Raw genomic sequence first — 15,023 nt, forward strand, 5'->3', positions numbered from 1 at the left:
TCGGACACGGTTCTGGTGGCTGTGTCCTTCGTTTTTGATGCGCGGGGGCCAACGGCCTGCGCATCGATCTCCGCGCGTCCGCGCCGTCAGCCCGCCTTGCGAAACGTGAGGTTGATCCGGTGCGCCCCCGTCAGCGGGTGGTTGGCCTCGGGCAGCGGCAGCACGCCATGAAACCGCAACCGAGCCGGGCCGCCCCACACCACCACGTCGCCATGCATCAGCGCAATGCGCCGCGCCTTGTCGGCCCGCTGGGCGCCACCCCACAGGAAGACCGCCGGAATGCCCAGCGACACGGACACGATGGGGTGCGCGTAGTTGCCCTCATCCCGGTCCTGGTGCAGCGACAGCCGCGTGCCGGGGGCGTAGCAGTTGATGAGGCAGGCATCGGGCGCAAAGCCGGGGAAGCCTGCTGCCGCAGCGGCGTCGAGCGCCAGCTGACGAAACAGCGGCGGCATGGCTGGCCAGGGCTGGCCGCTGTCGGGGTCGATGGGGTCGTAACGGTAGCCGCTGCGGTCGCTGACCCAGCCCAGCGCACCGCAGTTGGTCATGGCCACCGACATGCGCAGGCCGCCGGGGGTGATGAGGTGCCTGAAGGGCGCCGGGGCGGTGATCTGCTGCACCGCTTGCAGCAGGTCCGTCGCCTTTTCCCGCGCAAAGCCGCGCAACACCATGGCGCCAGGCTCCAGCACCTCGGGCGGCTGGGGCGTGACAGGCAGGTCATCAAAAAGACCGAGGTTCATGGCGCTATCCATCTAACGTGGTCGCCCATGTCGAGGCAGTGGGCGCGATCTGAGCGAGTGCACCCGTGGAACTGGCTTTGCCAGGCCATCGGGTGCGTCCCCCTCCCGCGCAGCGAGAGAGGGGTGAAGGCGCCGAAGGCGACTCCGGGGGTGAACACCTATTCAGCATCGTGAAAGATCACGCCCAGCGTGTGACGCTGCCCGCTGCGCAGCCTGCTTACGCCATGGCGCATCTGCACGCGGTACGGCCCACGCGTACCTTGCACGGGACGGTGGTGCACGGCAAACACCACGGCATCGCCGCGCTGCAGCGGCACCACCTCGGCCCGCGACTGCATGCGGGGGCGCTGTTCTGTCAGCACGAATTCACCGCCCGTGAAGTCGCGCCCGGGCTCTGACAGCAGCACCGCGACCTGCAGCGGAAACACGTGCTCTCCGTACAGGTCCTGGTGCAAGCAGTTGTAGTCGCCGGGGCCGTACTGCAGCAGCAACGGGGTGGGGCGAACTTGGCCGGCGGCGTGGCAGCGGGCGATGAAGTCGGCATGCTGCGCGGGGTAGCGCACGTCAATGCCCATGGCGGCGTTCCACTGGTTGGCGATGGGGGCCAGGTGGGGGTACAGCGCCTCACGCAACCCGGCTACCACGCTGGGCAGCGGGTAGCTGAAGTAGCGGTATTCGCCCTGTCCAAAGCCATGGCGTTGCATGACCACGCGGCTGCGGAAGGTGCTCCCATCCGCGTCGCTGTACAGCTGGGCCAGCGCAGCGCATTCGGTGGTGCTGAGCAGTTGCGGCAGAACGGCATTGCCTTGCTGGCGCAGGGCCTCGGCGGTTTCGCTCCAGTCGATGGCCGCCGCGCGCTGCGCCCAGCCTGTGGTTTGCAGGGGAGGTTGGGACATCAGAGGGACTGCACTCATGCCGCTTTCTCCACCGGTTGTGGCGCCAGGTCTGCGACGGATTCGCGCATGAGCAGCGCACGTTTGCGCTCCACGCCCCAGCGGTAGCCTGACAGCGCGCCATCGCTTTTCACCACCCGGTGGCAGGGGATGGCCACCGCCAGCGCATTGGCCGCACAGGCCTGCGCCACGGCGCGCACGGCGGTGGGCGCGCCCATGCGCCGGGCCACCTCGGCATAGCTGACGGTTTGCCCGGCAGGGATGGCTTGCAGCGCCTGCCACACCCGCTGCTGAAACGCGGTGCCGCGCACGTCCAGCGGCAGGTTCAACCCCAGGCCGGGTGCCTCGACAAAAGCCACCACCTGTGCGACCGAGGTTTCAAACGCGGCATCGCCGCCGATCAGGTTCGCCTGCGCAAACCGGTCCTGCAGATCGCGCACCAGGGTGTCGGCATCGTCACCCAGCAAGATCGCGCAGATGCCCCGGTCGCTTTGCGCCACCAGAATCGCGCCCAGCGAACATTGGCCAATGGCAAACCGGATGTCTTGCGCCGCGCCGCCTGCGCGGTAGCGGCTGGGCGTCATGCCCAGCACCTGGGTCGACTGTTCGTAAAAGCGGCTGCTGGACTGGTAGCCCGCGCTGTAAATCGCGTCCGTCACCGAGGCCGTGGGCGCGTTGCCGAGCGCACTGCGCAGGCGATGTGCGCGCTGGGCTGCCGCGTAGGCCTTGGGCGTGAGGCCCGTGGCCTGCTTGAAGACGCGGTGCAGGTGCGATGCGCTCAGGCCCACTTGTGCCGCCAGTGCATCAAGGGTGGGCACGCCGTCCGCCGCAGCGCCTTCGATGATGCGGCAGGCCTCGGTAACCAGGGCAGTGTGGTGCGACAGCGCTGTGGGCTGCTGCGGCTTGCATCGCTGGCAGGGCCGAAATCCGGCGGCTTCCGCCTCTGCGCAGCTGGCATGAAACCGCACGTTCTCGGGCCGGGGCGCGCGCGCCGCGCAACTGGGGCGGCAGTACACGCCCGTGGTCTGCACCGAATACCAGAAGCTGCCGTCTGCCGCCGCACTGCGCGCCGCCACTGCTGCCCAGCGTGGGTCGGCCTGGGTGGTGGCGGCCTGTGCGGCTTTTGCAGACGGTGTGGCGCGGTTGGGCATGGCAACAACGGTGGTGAAAGGGCGGGCCAGGTCGTTGGCGCTGCTGGGAATGGCGTTCAGGTTCATGGTGCATGGCTCACAAGGGGGTTGCGATGCCATGCACTCTAGGGACGGAGGGTGTGGGGCGCACTCCGAAGCTTGCTTTTGAATTCTGCGCTTTTCGGGGGCAAGGGTCTCAGACTCAGTTCACTACTAAATTAATAGCTATTAGCGCTTGATAGATAAGCGCTAGAAGCCAAAAACACTCAAACTTCGGGCGGCTGCAGCGGCCGAGGCCGCCGTTTGCCTGTGCCGCCCCAGCGCAGCGCGTCTTCGCCCGGAATGCCCAGCGGGTTGTTGGCTGGTTCGGTGAGTGGCGCCAGCAGTGCGCGCAGGTCGGCCTCACTGAATTTGATGGCACCCTCGGCGTCGTGGCCGAGCACGCCCTGGGCCAGTGCCGCCTTGCGGGCTTGTAGTTCCAGCATGCGTTCTTCGATGCTGCCTTCCACCACCAGTTTGTAGACAAACACCGGCTGGTCCTGCCCGATGCGGTGGGCACGGGCGGTGGCCTGTTCTTCCACGGCGGGGTTCCACCACGGGTCGAGGTGGATCACGGTGTCGGCGGCCGTGAGATTCAGGCCCAGGCCGCCGGCCTTGAGGCTGACGAGGAGGATGGAGGCGCTGGTCTCGTCCTGCGCCTGGAACTGGCGCACCACCGCACCGCGCTGGCGCGGCGGCGTCTGGCCCGTGAGGGTGAGGTAGGGCAGGGCCAAGGTGTCGAGCAGCTCGGCCGCCAGGCCCAGCATTTCGGTGAACTGCGAGAACACCAGCACGCGTCGGCCTTCATTGACCAACGCGGGCAGCATGTCGGCCAGCAACTCCAGCTTGGCGCGCTCCATCGTTTGCGCTGTTTTCGTGGTGCCTTTGACGAGGCGCGGGTCGCAGCAGACCTGGCGCAGTTTCAGCAGTGCGTCCAGGATGGTGATCTGCGAGCCCTCGAAGCTTTGGCGCTCCAGCGCGCGGCGCACATGCTTGTCGGCCGTGGTGCGCACGGCTTCGTACAGCTCGCGCTGTTTGCCTTGCAATTGCACGCGCTGAATGACTTCGGTGCGTGGGGGCAGTTCTGTCGCCACGTCCTGCTTGCGGCGGCGCAGGATGAAGGGGCGCACGCGCTGGGACAGCAACTGGGCGCGCAGGGTTTCGCCGTTTTCTTCGATGGGTTTGCGCCAGCGGGCGTTGAAGCTGCGCACGTCGCCCAGAAAACCGGGCATCAAGAAGTCGAACTGCGCCCACAGCTCGCCCAGGTGGTTTTCGAGCGGCGTGCCCGTCAGGCACAGCAGGTGCGGGGCCTGCAGCTTGCGCAAGGCGCGGGCGCTGCGGCTGCCCGCGTTTTTCACCATCTGGGCCTCGTCCAGGATCAGCAGGTGGAATGGCTCGGCGGCCAGTGCCTCCACGTCGCGCCACAGCAGCGGGTAGGTGGTCAGCACCAGATCGTGGTCGGCAATCTGCAGATAGCGCTGGCCCCGGCTGGCGCCGTGCAGCGCCAGCACCCGCAGGCCGGGGGCCATGCGCGCGGCCTCGGCCTGCCAGTTGAAGAGCAGCGAGGTGGGCAGCACGACCAAGGCGGGGCGGGTCAGGCGACCGGCCTCCTTTTCGAGCAGCACATGGGCCAGGGCCTGCGCGGTTTTCCCCAGGCCCATGTCGTCGGCCAGGATGCCGCCCAGGCCCTGGGCACGCAGGTACTGCAGCCAGGCCAGGCCTTCGAGCTGGTAGGGGCGCAGTTGCACCTGCAAGCCCTGCGGTGCGGCCACGGGCTGGGGCGTGCCGATGGTGCGCAGGCGCTTTGCGAGTTGCGACAGACCCAGATCGCCCTGCAGTTGCCAGTCGTTGTTCCAGCCATTGACCGTGCCCACGCGGTGGGCCAACACCAGCCCGACACGCAGGGCTTCGATCCGGCGGGCCTCCCACGCGCCCAGGTGCAGCGGGTCGCCGTCCTTGCGCTGGTTACGGGTCGGGTCGGTCAGCAGGTCAACCATAGCCCCCACGATGGCCTTGAGTGGCCCAGCGGGTGCGTCGATGCGCTTGCCACCCGGGGCGCGCAGCGAGATGATGGCCATGTCGTCGATGCACGCCATCTGCCGGGCGTTGAGCCAGCGCGCGTCGCGGCGCAGCAGGTCGGCCAGCATGGGGGCCAGGTCCAGCGTTTCGCCGTCGATCTCGATCCCCAGGCTGAGCAGCCAGGCGCCTTCTCTTTCAGGCAGTTGCAGCTTTTGGACGGGGCGCTCTTTGGGGCCAAGCGGCCCATCCACCTCTTTGCCCAGCAATTCCCCTGTGTCCGGGGCAATCAGCAGCTTCCAGCGCGATACCGGCACGCTTTCGTGCGCAAAGCCGGGCTGCACCACCACGCTCCAGCCCTTGGCTTGTAAACGCGGCACCTGTTCGGCCCAGAAGTCACCAAAAAATGCCTCCTGCGCCAAGGTCCAGAGCGGACCCAGGCTGGCGGCGGCATCGCGGTTGCGCCACTGCAGCGAGCGTGCGTCCACTGGCAGCAAGCCCAGGTCCCACACCAGGTCCATGGCGTCGGACTCGGCCGCCAGGTCGCGCTGCATGCGCACCACGGGGCCACCGGTGTCGTAAAGGTCTTGGAGCGGAGCCGGGCGGGAGTTGAGGATGGACGTGGGCGCAGGCGTTTGCCAAGCCACGGTGTTGTGGGCGCCATCGTCGGTGCGGTAGGTCCAGTCGATCTGGGCCAGCGTCACGCTGTCGCCGCGCGGGCCCATCTTGCCTTGCGGTTTAAGACCGAGCAGACCATCGCCCCGGCCCAGGGTCATCAGCGTGATGCGCGGGCGAAAGTGGCCGGTGGTGATGCCGGGTGTGTCCGCTGCCGGGCGCTTGGCGGAGTCGGGTGGGGGTGTCTCTTCGCGCAGCAAAGCCATCACGCGCGCGGCTTCGGCATCGGTCAGGGGCGCCAGTGCCTTGAGCCGGGACGCATCGGCGCGCGTGCGCAGGGCGTGCACCCATGCAGCGATCAGCGCTGCGCGGTCGGACCGGGGGGGCTGGGGTTCTGAAGGTCGGTCACCGGGTGCGGGCATAGGCCGCAGATTGTGCCGTGGCGCCGCGAACGCCGGTGCGCGTGCCTCGCGGGGTTGCGGACCACCCATCGGCCAGGGCCCGCCTCAAAACTCCCAGGCGGCGCCGACTTGCCCAAACGACCGGCCGTTGCCGCGGCCGATGGCAGCAGAGGCCTTGATCTGGTCGTTGATGGCGTAGCGCACGCCGACCGCCTTGTCGGGGCGTGATCTTTGTGCGCCCACCACTTCCATCGTGAGCTGCAGGGCGTCTGCCAAAGGCACTTCGTAGCCCGCAGCCCAAGTGGCGGCGCGGTGACGGGCGCCCGGCGAATGAACCGTCTTGTGGCCCGCGTTCAGATGCAGCACCTGATCGTTGGCCCGCCGATAGCTGGCCAGGGCGGTGAGGTGGTAGCCGCGTTCGGTGAAGTGACTGGGGGTGACCCGGTCCCGCACCTGCAATCTGCCCAGGTCCCACCGTGCGCCCAGGGACCAACCCAGCTCGTTCTGGTACGGCACCCATTTCACGCCCAGGCCCTGTGCCTGCAAGGTGGTGGACGGGCTGGGGTGCGAGTCTCTGGCTCTGGCCAGTGACACTTCCATCTCCAGCTGGGGCCAAACCCCGGCGCCGAACAACAGCGCCGCACCGTGGGTTTTGTGGTCACGGCTGAACACGGTTTCGAGTTTCATGGTGCCTTGGCTAAGCGTCCCGGCATCGTCCGTGGACATGGGGGCTTCGGCGTGGGCCGGCAATGCAATCGTCAGGCCCGACAGCGCCGCAATACACAGCGGGGCGATTCGGGAGGGTTTGGGGGTGGGTGTAGAAGTGGTTGTCTTGGACATGGTGTTTCGGTAGCCAACATTTTTTTGATATGGCAACCCTGAAGCCTACCCGCGCAGCACCTTCGCAAACAGTTCGTTGCGAAAGTGAATGCCCATGCGCGCAAAGGCGCGGTTGCGGTAGGTCTTGACGGTCGGCACCCCCAGGCCCAGGTCGCTGGCTATGCCTTCGTGCGTCATGCCTTGCAGCACGCGGGCGCACACGTCGAGTTCACGGTCCGTCAGGTCGTGGTGCAGGCGCAGCAGGCGTTCGCGCAGAGCGGGCAGGCCTTGGGGCAGGGCCGCCAGGGCGGGCAAAACGGCCTCTCGGTCGTCGGCTGCGGGCAGCACCTGCTGTCCGCCGTCGTGCATCGGCCAGGCCAACGGGCGCGCCAGGCGGATGTGTTTGCGGGCCAGCGCCAGCAACACGGGCGCAACCGCCTCGAAGTCACCGATCTGGCCATCGCGAAACGGCTTTTGGTGCTGGTGGCGGTAGAAGTTGACCGCAAACACCGAGCCATCGCTTTCATAGTCGACCACAGAGACCCGCTCGGCCACGCCATGCGCGTCATACACGCGGGCGCGGTGCTCGCCCTCGACCTCGGTCGCCGTCACGTGGCACAGGCGGGTGAGGGGTTCGATGGGGGTGTGGTCGTCAAACGCCCGGCCCCAGGTGCGGTCCTTGCGGTACGGGCCCGAGAGGTACGCCCACCAGCAGTCTTGGGTGGTGTCGGGCACGCCCCGGCTGGCGGACATGAACAGCGTGGGTTTGCAGCGCTGGCCGGTGCGGTACACCGACCACGACGCGGCGGGCAGCACGGGCGCCAGGTCTTCAAGCAGGCCCGGCGCAAAACCGGGCTCGCCCAGCCGATGGACCATGCCTGCCAAGGCCTGGCCCGCAGGGCCCGAGGTGGACTGCGGGCCGGAAGCGGGGCGAGCGGAGGGGAGCCATTGCCTCATGGGTGAATCCGGGGGCCGCCGTACCGGTAGCGGTGGCGGCAAGCGAGGGGGTGGGCGGTGGAGCGCTGGTTCATGGCCTTGTCATCCTCTGGGATGACAGGCCTCTGGTGCAACCGGATTTACGCTAGTTTCATAACTAATTTTGTGGTGCCTTGCCTCCCATGTCCGACCCTTCACTGCCCGAACCCCGCCTGAAATTCTTTGCCGACCTGCGCGTGCAGGTGGGCGTGCCGCAGGAGGTGGGCCAGACCGCCCATGGACTGCGCAGGCTGATCCCCATCACCGGCGGCACAGCCACGGGCGATGGCTGGAGCGCCCGGGTATTGCCCGGGGGGGCGGATTTTCAGCTCATCGTGAACGACCGGCTTTCTGAGCTGGATGCGCGCTACGTGCTTGAAACCGATGGCGGTGATTTCATCTATGTGCAGAACCGGGCGGTGCGCTCGGGGCAGCCGGAGCTGATCGCGCGGCTGGTGCGCGGCGAGCCGGTGGACCCGGCGCACATCTATTTCCGGTGCAGCCCAAGTTTTGAGACCGCATCGCCATCGCTGGGCTGGATCGCAGAACGCATGTTTGTGGGCTCCGGCGCGCGCTACCCGGACGCCGTCGCCATGCGGTTCTTTGAACTGGCTTGAGTTTGACTCGCTGCCTGCCTGCCTGCTTTCTTTTCTCCCTTTCTTGATTTCCTTCACAACAACCACCCGGAGACAAACATGAAGCCTCTTTTCAACGCCCCCTTCGCATCCCACGGGCGCCGCGCCCTGCTGGCCGCCGCTGTGGCCGCCACCCTGGCCACACCGTGGGCAGCCGCGCAGGCACAGACCGCTGGCGGTGCGGCCTACCCCAACAAGCCGGTCCGCATCATCGTGGGCTTCCCGGCTGGCACAGGGCCAGACATCGTCGCGCGCTTGCTGGCGCAAAAGTTGTCTGAAGGTTGGGGCAACCTGGGCGTGATCGTGGACAACAAACCCGGTGCAGGCGGCTTGATTGCTGCGGGCGAGGCCGCACGGGCTGTGCCAGACGGCTACACCATCATGCTGGGCGAAACCGGCCAACTCAGCATTGCTCCCAGCAGCTACAACAAGCTGCCGTACGACCCGGCCAAGGACTTTGCCGCGGTAAGCCAGGTCGTCACGTCGGACTTTGTGCTGCTGGTCAACCCGCAAAAAGTGCCTGCGCGCAATGTCAAAGAGTTTGTGGAATGGACCCAGCAGCAAAAGGGCTTGTTTTTGGCCACCTTTGGGGCGGGCACCCCGGGCCATTTTGGCGCCTTCATGTTTGGGGATGCTGTCAAGCTCAAGCCCGAACCAGTGCATTACAAGAACACCGCCGACGCCTTGGGCGGGTTGTTCAGCGGGGATGTGCACGGCGTGTTTGCCAGCGTGGGCCTGGCCGCGCCCCAGGTCAAGACGGGCAAGCTGGTTGCGCTGGGCGCTACCGGCGCCACACGCACGCCCACGCTGCCCGATGTGCCCACCATCAAGGAGCAGGGCTACGCCAACCTGGAGTTTTCGTCGTGGTTTGGCATCGTCGCCCCTGCCAAGACCCCGCCCGAGATCATTGCGCGGCTCAATGCAGACATCCTGAAAGCCGTGCAGTCGCCAGAGGGCAAGGCCAAGATGGAAGAAGCGGGCTTTCGGGTGACAGGCACCAGCCAGCAGGAGTTCAGCCGAATCATTGCGGCCGACACGGTGACCTGGGGCAAAGCAGTGGCCGCCACGGGGTTCAAGGCGGATTAACGGGAAATGAGCCGTTTGACTGCCGCGTAAGACAGATTCGCCAATTGACGGGAAGGGGGACTACCGTCTTTATCATCGTCACGGCCGCAAGGCACCACACCTCCATGATGAAAGAGCTTGTGCGGACCGTGACGAAAACCCCAAACGACTGTCAAACAACAAGCGCCCGCGGGCACAGGGGAGCCTGCGGATGCCGTGGCTGAAGCTGTTGCACATCAGCGCGGTCATCGTTTGGTGCGGCACCCTGCTGTACCTGCCCACACTGATCGCATCGGCCACGGGGTCGCGGCAGGCCCCTGTGTTCGAGCACGCGCACCAGCGGCTGCTTCGCAGCCTGTTCATGCTGGTGGTCACGCCCGCTGCGCTGATCGCCATTGCATCGGGCACGGCCATCTTTGTGTTCATGGGGCCGCTCACGCTCTGGCTGATTGCCAAGCTTGCCGTGGTGGGGCTATTGGTGCTGGCGCATGCCAGCTGTGGTCTTTTGGTGCTGAAGGCTGAACGGGGCGAAACCCGCCTGGCGGGCCTTTGCACAGCAGTCACTGTGTTCAGCATGGCCGCCATTGCGCTGGTGGCCTGGCTGGTGCTGAGAAAGCCGTTCTGATGCGAACGCGCGCGAAACGGCTTTCTTACCGCACCCGACACACGCAACGCACGCGAGGTCCCTTATTCGCTGGTGTCGACGCCGACTGCGTGTTCGTACACCAGTCGCCCGCCCAGGTAGGCGGCAAGCCCGATAAAACCGGCGGTGAGTATCGACAACCCCAGGCCCCAGGGCATGACAAGCGCGCCGGGGTCATCCCCCAGCCGCAGCATCCAGTTGAGCGTAGCCAGCGACAGCATCATGACCGCGATCAAGGCATGTCCCCAGGCCGTGATGAGGCGTCGGATGCGCCCGACCGTCAACAGATCCACCAAACCCGCCAGACTGGCGCCCCAGCCGCCCAGGGCGCCCACCCCGGCCAGCCAGACACCCGCCCGCGCCCAGAAGGGATCACCGGTGTAGACAAAGCCGCCATCGGCCGCCACCAGCCCGATCAGTGCCGCCACAGGGAAGTGAATCATCATGGGGTGAAGCGGGTGCCCAGCAATGGCGGCGCGGCTCAGGATGGGCTCGGGTGTCGGGTTCATTCAGTCATTCTGCCTGCGCTGGTTGTGTTGTCGGTGGCGGGCTGCAAAGGGCCGCAATCCACGCTGGACCCGGCCGGTCCCTCTGCGCAAGCCATTGCAACGGTGTGGTGGTGGATGTTTGCCGTGGCGGTGCTGGTGCTTATTGGGGTGGTGGCTGCGTGGCTGCTGGCAATGCGCCGCGGCGCTGCGTCAACGTCAGCCCTGCAGCCTGATGGGGCACGCTCGGAGCGGCGTTGGCTGGTGTGGGGTGGCCTGGTGTTGCCGGGTGTGAGCATTGCCGCGCTGGTGGCGTTCGGGTCCCCTGCAGGTCTGCACCAGTTGCCCTTGCCAGGTGGCCTGCGCGACGCACCCGCGCCGCTGGAGATTCAGGCCATCGGGCACCAGTGGTGGTGGGAGCTAACCTATCCGGCCAGCGGTGTGACGCTGCGCAACGAGATGCGCATCCCTGCCGGACGGCCAGTGGATGTGCTGACCGGCAGCGCAGATGTGATTCATTCGTTTTGGGTACCGCGGCTGGGCGGCAAGCTGGATGCCGTTCCGGGGCGGACCTTTCGCGTGCGCCTGCAGGCCGACAAACCCGGTGTCTACCGCGGCCAATGTGCCGAGTTTTGCGGCCGGGACCATGCGCACATGACCATGACGGTGATTGCCATGGAAGCCGCCGAATTCGAGGCCTGGCTCGCCTCCGCAGCTTCACGCCAGCCCGCTCCCGTCTCCGCTCCTGCTGCAGCAGCTTCGCAATGACCCATCCAACGCCTTCTACGCCGTCTAAGCCTTCAACCCCAACGACCGCGCACCCGCCGGTGAGCGACCCAGAGGCCCTGCACGCAGAGTTCGAAGCCGTCTGGGGCAACCCCACGGGCTGGCGCGCGCTGAGCATGGTCAACCACAGCAGCATTGCCGCGCGATTTTTGCTGACCGGAGGGGTGTTCTTTCTTCTGGCTGGGCTGCTGGGCATGCTGCTGCGCGCCCAGTTGGCCCGCCCGGGGCAGACTTTCATGGGGTCGGAAGCCTACAACCAGGCTTTCACCATGCACGGCACGATGATGATGTTTCTGTTTGCCGTGCCCATCCTGCAGGGGCTGGCCGCCTATCTGCTGCCCAAGATGCTCGGCGCGCGTGATCTGGTCTTTCCTCGGCTGTCGGCGTTTGGCTATTGGTGCTACGTGTTTGGCGGCATCATTTTTACGAGCAGCCTGCTTTTTGGGCTGGCACCGGACGCGGGCTGGTTCATGTACACGCCGCTGTCCAGCAGCCATTACTCGCCGGGGCTTAACTCTGATTTCTGGCTCTTGGGGGTGACGTTTGTGGAGATATCCACCATGGCGGCCGGCATCGAGATCGCGGTGTCCATCCTTCGCACACGGGCGGCGGGCATGGCTTTGCACCAGATGCCCATTTTTGCCTGGGCGATGCTGGTCACCTCGATGATGATCATCACGGGCTTCCCACCACTCATCCTCGGCTCGATGCTGCTGGAGCTGGAGCGTGCTGCAGGATGGGCATTCTTTGACCCGACGCGCGGCGGGGACGCCGTGCTCTGGCAGCACCTTTTCTGGTTGTTCGGCCACCCGGAGGTCTACATCATCTTTATCCCCGCCGCGGGCATTGTGTCGACCATCGTGCCGGTGTTTGCGCGGCGCCCGCTGGTGGGCTACCGCTGGGTGGTGATCTCGCTGGTGAGCATTGGTTTTCTCAGCTTTGGGCTGTGGGTGCACCACATGTTCGCGGTCGGCATCCCGGCGATGGCGATGGCTTTCTTTTCATTGGCGAGCATGCTGGTGGCCATACCGACGGGCGTACAGGTTTTTGCGTGGATTGCCACGCTGTGGACCGGGCGGCCCGTCTGGTCTGTGCCCATGCTGTGGGTGGCGGGCTTTTTGTTCATCTTTGTGGCGGGCGGTTTGACCGGCGTGATGCTGGCTTTTGTGCCGTTTGACTGGCAGGTCCACGACACCCATTTTGTGGTCGCGCATTTTCACTATGTGTTGATCGGCGGCATGCTGTTTCCGCTGGTGGCGGGTGTTTATTACTGGCTGCCGCATTTCAGCGGTCGCATGCCTTTTGATCGCTTGTCCAAGGTGGGTTTCTGGTTGAGCTTCATCGGGTTCAACGGCACCTTTCTGGTGATGCACTGGACGGGGCTGCTGGGCATGCCCAGGCGTGTCTACACCTACGAGGCCGGGCTGGGCTGGGACCTTCCCAACCTCGTGTCGTCCATCTTCAGCTTTGTCATGGCCTTTGGGGTGGCTACCGTCATCCTGGATGTCGTGTTGCATTTCAAGTTAGGCCGTCGTGCACCCCTCAATCCCTGGGGCGCTGACACGCTGGAGTGGGCCTCCGGAACACCCCCACGCTCTTACAACTTTGCCAGCCAGCCCCCGCTGTCTACCCGACATCCGCTGTGGGATGACCCCAACCTGCCGCACACGATTGCAGCCGGGCAGCACGCCTTGCCCCGTGCGCACCACGGTCGGCGGGAAACGCTGGGCAGCGACCCGGTCACCGGGCGCCCGCGCGAGGTCATTCATCTGCCGGGCAATTCCTGGTGGCCACTGATTGCGGGCTTGTGTCTGGCGTTGCTGTGCATTCTCTTGCTGCTCAAAGCGTATGGGTTCGCCGCCGGGGCGGCGTTGGCCGCTGTGGTGGTGTTGTTGCGATGGTCGTGGGAAAACGGCGCGCATCCCGCTGCCGCGGCGGGCGAGGCGCATGACCTGCCAGCGGGCCTCCAGCTGCACTCGCGCACTTTTGACGGGCCCGGCCTGTGGGGCATGGGGTTGACCTTGCTGGCGGATGCGGCGCTGTTCACGTCGCTGCTTTTTGGCTGGGTCTATCTGTGGACTGTGGCCCCCCATTGGGAGCCACCTGCCCAGTCGCCCCTGGGTGTTTGGCCGCTGGCTGCCATCGCGGTGGTATTGGGCGCAGGCACCTGGTGCATGCAACGTGCGGTGGCGGGCTTGAAAGCCGCCTGCGCGGCGGGCCTGGCCGCGCGCCTGGGCCTGGCGGCAGCCTTCGGGGCGTGTGCCAGTGCAGGGCTGGTTGCGCTGCTGGCGCTGGCCCCGCTGGAACCCACACGGCTGGCACACGATGCGGTGCTGACATTTACGCTGTATTTCCTGCTTGTGCATGCGGCGGTGGCAACGGTGTTGGCTGGGCTCCAGGCATGGCGGGTGCGATTGGGCTACGTGGGCGTGCATGCGCCTTACGAGCCGTTGGTGGTTGCGCTGTGGTGGCGTTTCACCACGGGTGCTGCGGTGGTGGCATGGCTGGTGATGGCGCTGCTGCCACTGGCTTTCCGGGCGGGGGCTGCATGAGGGTTGGTCAGGGTCATCCGGCGCAATTGCTCACCGGGCTGACGCTCTGGTTTGTGTGGCTGTGTCTTGTTTACGGCGGCTCGGCGGTTGCTTGCGCGGTGGCTCCGCCCCCTGCGCAAGCGGGGCCGTGGAACTGGGTGAACGGTGCCCTGCTGGCCCTGACGGTGTTGTTCGCTGCGGGGTTTCTGGTGGCCGCACGGCGGTCGGCACGCGCAGCGGCTGCCTTGGCGGGGGCAGAGCAGGGCGTGGTGCGACAGCGGTTTTTTGCGTCAGCGGCGGCAGTGCTGCATGGTGTGGCTGCGGTGTCTACCGTAGTGGTGGCGCTGCCCTTGCTGGTGCTGGCGCCGTGCATTTAGCGCGCCTGTTCGCGGTCGGCATCTTGGAGGTGGCTGCGGGCCCAGCCGCTGCGCACGGCAACGTGTTGACCGGCGAAGGGGCGCACGCACCCATCTGGGCCTCGCAAATCCTGTTTGTCGCCGCATGGTTCGGCTATTTGTTCGGAGCCATTCGCAGGCGACCTGAACCCCTCCGACGGGCGCTCTTTCACACTGCCATGTTGGTCGCGGGCTTGGCGTTGTTCGGGCCTTTCGACGACATGGCGGGCAGCAGTACGGCCTGGCACATGGTGCAGCACATGTTGCTGATCACCGTGGTTGCGCCCTTGGCGGTGCTTGCGCGCCCCTTGCCACAGTGGCGCGCTTGTGCGGGCCCGTCGGTGGATGTGGTCTGGCGCGGGGTTCAGCGGCTCACGCGCCGCCCCATGGCCTGCGCGCTGCTTCACGCAGCCGCCATCTGGATATGGCATGCACCGGGGCCTTACATGGCAGCAGTGTTGTCCAACGGCTGGCATGTGCTGGAGCACGCCAGTTTTCTTCTTACCGGATGGCTCTTTTGGTGGTCGGTATTGCGGCCGGGAACGACTGGGGCCGTTCAGGCCACGTTGGCACTGTTGTTTACGGTCATGCACACCGGCCTGTTGGGTGCACTGCTGACCTTTGCGCCCGTGGTGCTGTATGCGGGCGAGTCGCGCGAGCTGTGGGACCAGCAGCTTGCGGGTTTGGTGATGTGGATTCCTGGCGGCGTCGTCTATCTATTGGCTGCCGTGCGGGTGGGTTTTGGCTGGCTGGGAAGCACGGCGTTGCCTCCAAAGTTCACGCAGCCTGAACACACGAGCAAGTCCCCGTGATGTGGGCGATCGGGGGCGGTGTGGGCTGCGATTTTTGGCTTGC

The 15,023-nt window shown here is 66.2% G+C and carries 14 protein-coding genes; 7 read left to right on the forward strand and 7 right to left on the reverse strand.

The window, feature by feature from the left end:
- Positions 1 to 86: 86 nt before the first annotated feature.
- The 6 genes from alkB to ACK41V_RS00200 form a co-directional block, all read right to left on the reverse strand.
- Complete coding sequence (gene alkB / locus ACK41V_RS00175) at positions 87 to 740, reverse strand: DNA oxidative demethylase AlkB (RefSeq protein ID WP_409776090.1); 654 nt, start codon at positions 738 to 740, stop codon at positions 87 to 89.
- A 158-nt stretch (positions 741 to 898) separates the two neighbouring features.
- Positions 899 to 1,654, reverse strand: a complete 756-nt coding sequence (locus ACK41V_RS00180) for a 2OG-Fe(II) oxygenase (protein WP_409776093.1) — start codon at positions 1,652 to 1,654, stop codon at positions 899 to 901.
- The gene (gene ada, locus ACK41V_RS00185; RefSeq protein WP_409776443.1) at positions 1,651 to 2,784 is read right to left on the reverse strand and encodes a bifunctional DNA-binding transcriptional regulator/O6-methylguanine-DNA methyltransferase Ada; all 1,134 of its coding nucleotides are present in this window, start codon (positions 2,782 to 2,784) and stop codon (positions 1,651 to 1,653) included. The genes ACK41V_RS00180 and ada overlap by 4 nt, the downstream gene beginning before the upstream one ends.
- A gap of 245 nt (positions 2,785 to 3,029) precedes the next feature.
- Positions 3,030 to 5,855 carry a DEAD/DEAH box helicase gene (locus ACK41V_RS00190; RefSeq protein WP_409776096.1) on the reverse strand — a complete coding sequence of 942 codons (2,826 nt, stop codon included), beginning with the start codon at positions 5,853 to 5,855 and terminating at the stop codon, positions 3,030 to 3,032.
- Between the two features lie 84 nt (positions 5,856 to 5,939).
- Positions 5,940 to 6,674 carry a hypothetical protein gene (locus ACK41V_RS00195; protein WP_409776098.1) on the reverse strand — a complete coding sequence of 245 codons (735 nt, stop codon included), beginning with the start codon at positions 6,672 to 6,674 and terminating at the stop codon, positions 5,940 to 5,942.
- Between the two features lie 45 nt (positions 6,675 to 6,719).
- The gene (locus tag ACK41V_RS00200; RefSeq protein ID WP_409776101.1) at positions 6,720 to 7,610 is read right to left on the reverse strand and encodes a helix-turn-helix transcriptional regulator; all 891 of its coding nucleotides are present in this window, start codon (positions 7,608 to 7,610) and stop codon (positions 6,720 to 6,722) included.
- 161 nt (positions 7,611 to 7,771) lie between these two features.
- Here ACK41V_RS00200 and ACK41V_RS00205 point away from each other — a divergent pair, with 161 nt between their 5' ends.
- The 3 genes from ACK41V_RS00205 (at position 7,772) to ACK41V_RS00215 (ending at position 9,953) form a co-directional block, all read left to right on the forward strand.
- Complete coding sequence (locus ACK41V_RS00205; protein WP_409776104.1) at positions 7,772 to 8,245, forward strand: DUF3237 domain-containing protein; 474 nt, start codon at positions 7,772 to 7,774, stop codon at positions 8,243 to 8,245.
- A gap of 78 nt (positions 8,246 to 8,323) precedes the next feature.
- Entirely contained in the window at positions 8,324 to 9,349 is a 1,026-nt protein-coding gene (locus ACK41V_RS00210; protein ID WP_409776107.1) for a Bug family tripartite tricarboxylate transporter substrate binding protein, read from the forward strand.
- Positions 9,350 to 9,539: 190 nt separating this feature from the next.
- A complete protein-coding gene (locus tag ACK41V_RS00215) occupies positions 9,540 to 9,953 on the forward strand; it encodes a CopD family protein (RefSeq protein WP_409776110.1) in 414 nt (137 codons plus the stop codon).
- 62 nt (positions 9,954 to 10,015) lie between these two features.
- Here the strand turns inward: ACK41V_RS00215 and ACK41V_RS00220 are convergent, their stop codons facing one another.
- The gene (locus ACK41V_RS00220; RefSeq protein WP_409776113.1) at positions 10,016 to 10,480 is read right to left on the reverse strand and encodes a DUF2231 domain-containing protein; all 465 of its coding nucleotides are present in this window, start codon (positions 10,478 to 10,480) and stop codon (positions 10,016 to 10,018) included.
- Positions 10,481 to 10,513: 33 nt separating this feature from the next.
- Between ACK41V_RS00220 and coxB the strand changes: the two genes are divergently transcribed.
- Genes coxB through ACK41V_RS00240 form a run of 4 tightly spaced genes read left to right on the forward strand, consistent with a single transcriptional unit; the run spans position 10,514 to position 14,980 of the window.
- On the forward strand, positions 10,514 to 11,224 hold the full coding sequence (gene coxB, locus ACK41V_RS00225; RefSeq protein ID WP_409776116.1) for a cytochrome c oxidase subunit II: 711 nt from the start codon (positions 10,514 to 10,516) through the stop codon (positions 11,222 to 11,224).
- A 59-nt stretch (positions 11,225 to 11,283) separates the two neighbouring features.
- Entirely contained in the window at positions 11,284 to 13,794 is a 2,511-nt protein-coding gene (gene ctaD, locus ACK41V_RS00230) for a cytochrome c oxidase subunit I (protein WP_409776118.1), read from the forward strand.
- A complete protein-coding gene (locus ACK41V_RS00235) occupies positions 13,791 to 14,150 on the forward strand; it encodes a hypothetical protein (protein ID WP_409776119.1) in 360 nt (119 codons plus the stop codon). Before ctaD ends, ACK41V_RS00235 begins: the two co-directional genes overlap by 4 nt.
- Positions 14,141 to 14,980 (forward strand): cytochrome c oxidase assembly protein, encoded by an 840-nt coding sequence (locus ACK41V_RS00240; protein WP_409776121.1) that lies wholly within the window; start codon positions 14,141 to 14,143, stop codon positions 14,978 to 14,980. The genes ACK41V_RS00235 and ACK41V_RS00240 overlap by 10 nt, the downstream gene beginning before the upstream one ends.
- Positions 14,981 to 15,023 lie beyond the last annotated feature (43 nt).

Origin of the sequence: Acidovorax sp., assembly GCF_046291265.1 — a bacterium.
In the GTDB taxonomy this organism is placed as follows: Bacteria; Pseudomonadota; Gammaproteobacteria; order Burkholderiales; family Burkholderiaceae_C; genus Acidovorax.

Bases quoted from the DNA above. Each gene is read 5' to 3' on its own strand.
- ACK41V_RS00215 (WP_409776110.1), top strand. From the start codon at position 9,540: ATGCCGTGGCTGAAGCTGTTGCACATCAGCGCGGTCATCGTTTGGTGC.
- ACK41V_RS00200 (WP_409776101.1), bottom strand. From the start codon at position 7,610: ATGAGGCAATGGCTCCCCTCCGCTCGCCCCGCTTCCGGCCCGCAGTCC.
- ACK41V_RS00235 (WP_409776119.1), top strand. From the start codon at position 13,791: ATGAGGGTTGGTCAGGGTCATCCGGCGCAATTGCTCACCGGGCTGACG.
- ACK41V_RS00220 (WP_409776113.1), bottom strand. From the start codon at position 10,480: ATGAACCCGACACCCGAGCCCATCCTGAGCCGCGCCGCCATTGCTGGG.
- ACK41V_RS00190 (WP_409776096.1), bottom strand. From the start codon at position 5,855: ATGCCCGCACCCGGTGACCGACCTTCAGAACCCCAGCCCCCCCGGTCC.
- ACK41V_RS00180 (WP_409776093.1), bottom strand. From the start codon at position 1,654: ATGAGTGCAGTCCCTCTGATGTCCCAACCTCCCCTGCAAACCACAGGC.
- ada (WP_409776443.1), bottom strand. From the start codon at position 2,784: ATGCCCAACCGCGCCACACCGTCTGCAAAAGCCGCACAGGCCGCCACC.
- ACK41V_RS00205 (WP_409776104.1), top strand. From the start codon at position 7,772: ATGTCCGACCCTTCACTGCCCGAACCCCGCCTGAAATTCTTTGCCGAC.
- ACK41V_RS00195 (WP_409776098.1), bottom strand. From the start codon at position 6,674: ATGTCCAAGACAACCACTTCTACACCCACCCCCAAACCCTCCCGAATC.
- ACK41V_RS00210 (WP_409776107.1), top strand. From the start codon at position 8,324: ATGAAGCCTCTTTTCAACGCCCCCTTCGCATCCCACGGGCGCCGCGCC.
- alkB (WP_409776090.1), bottom strand. From the start codon at position 740: ATGAACCTCGGTCTTTTTGATGACCTGCCTGTCACGCCCCAGCCGCCC.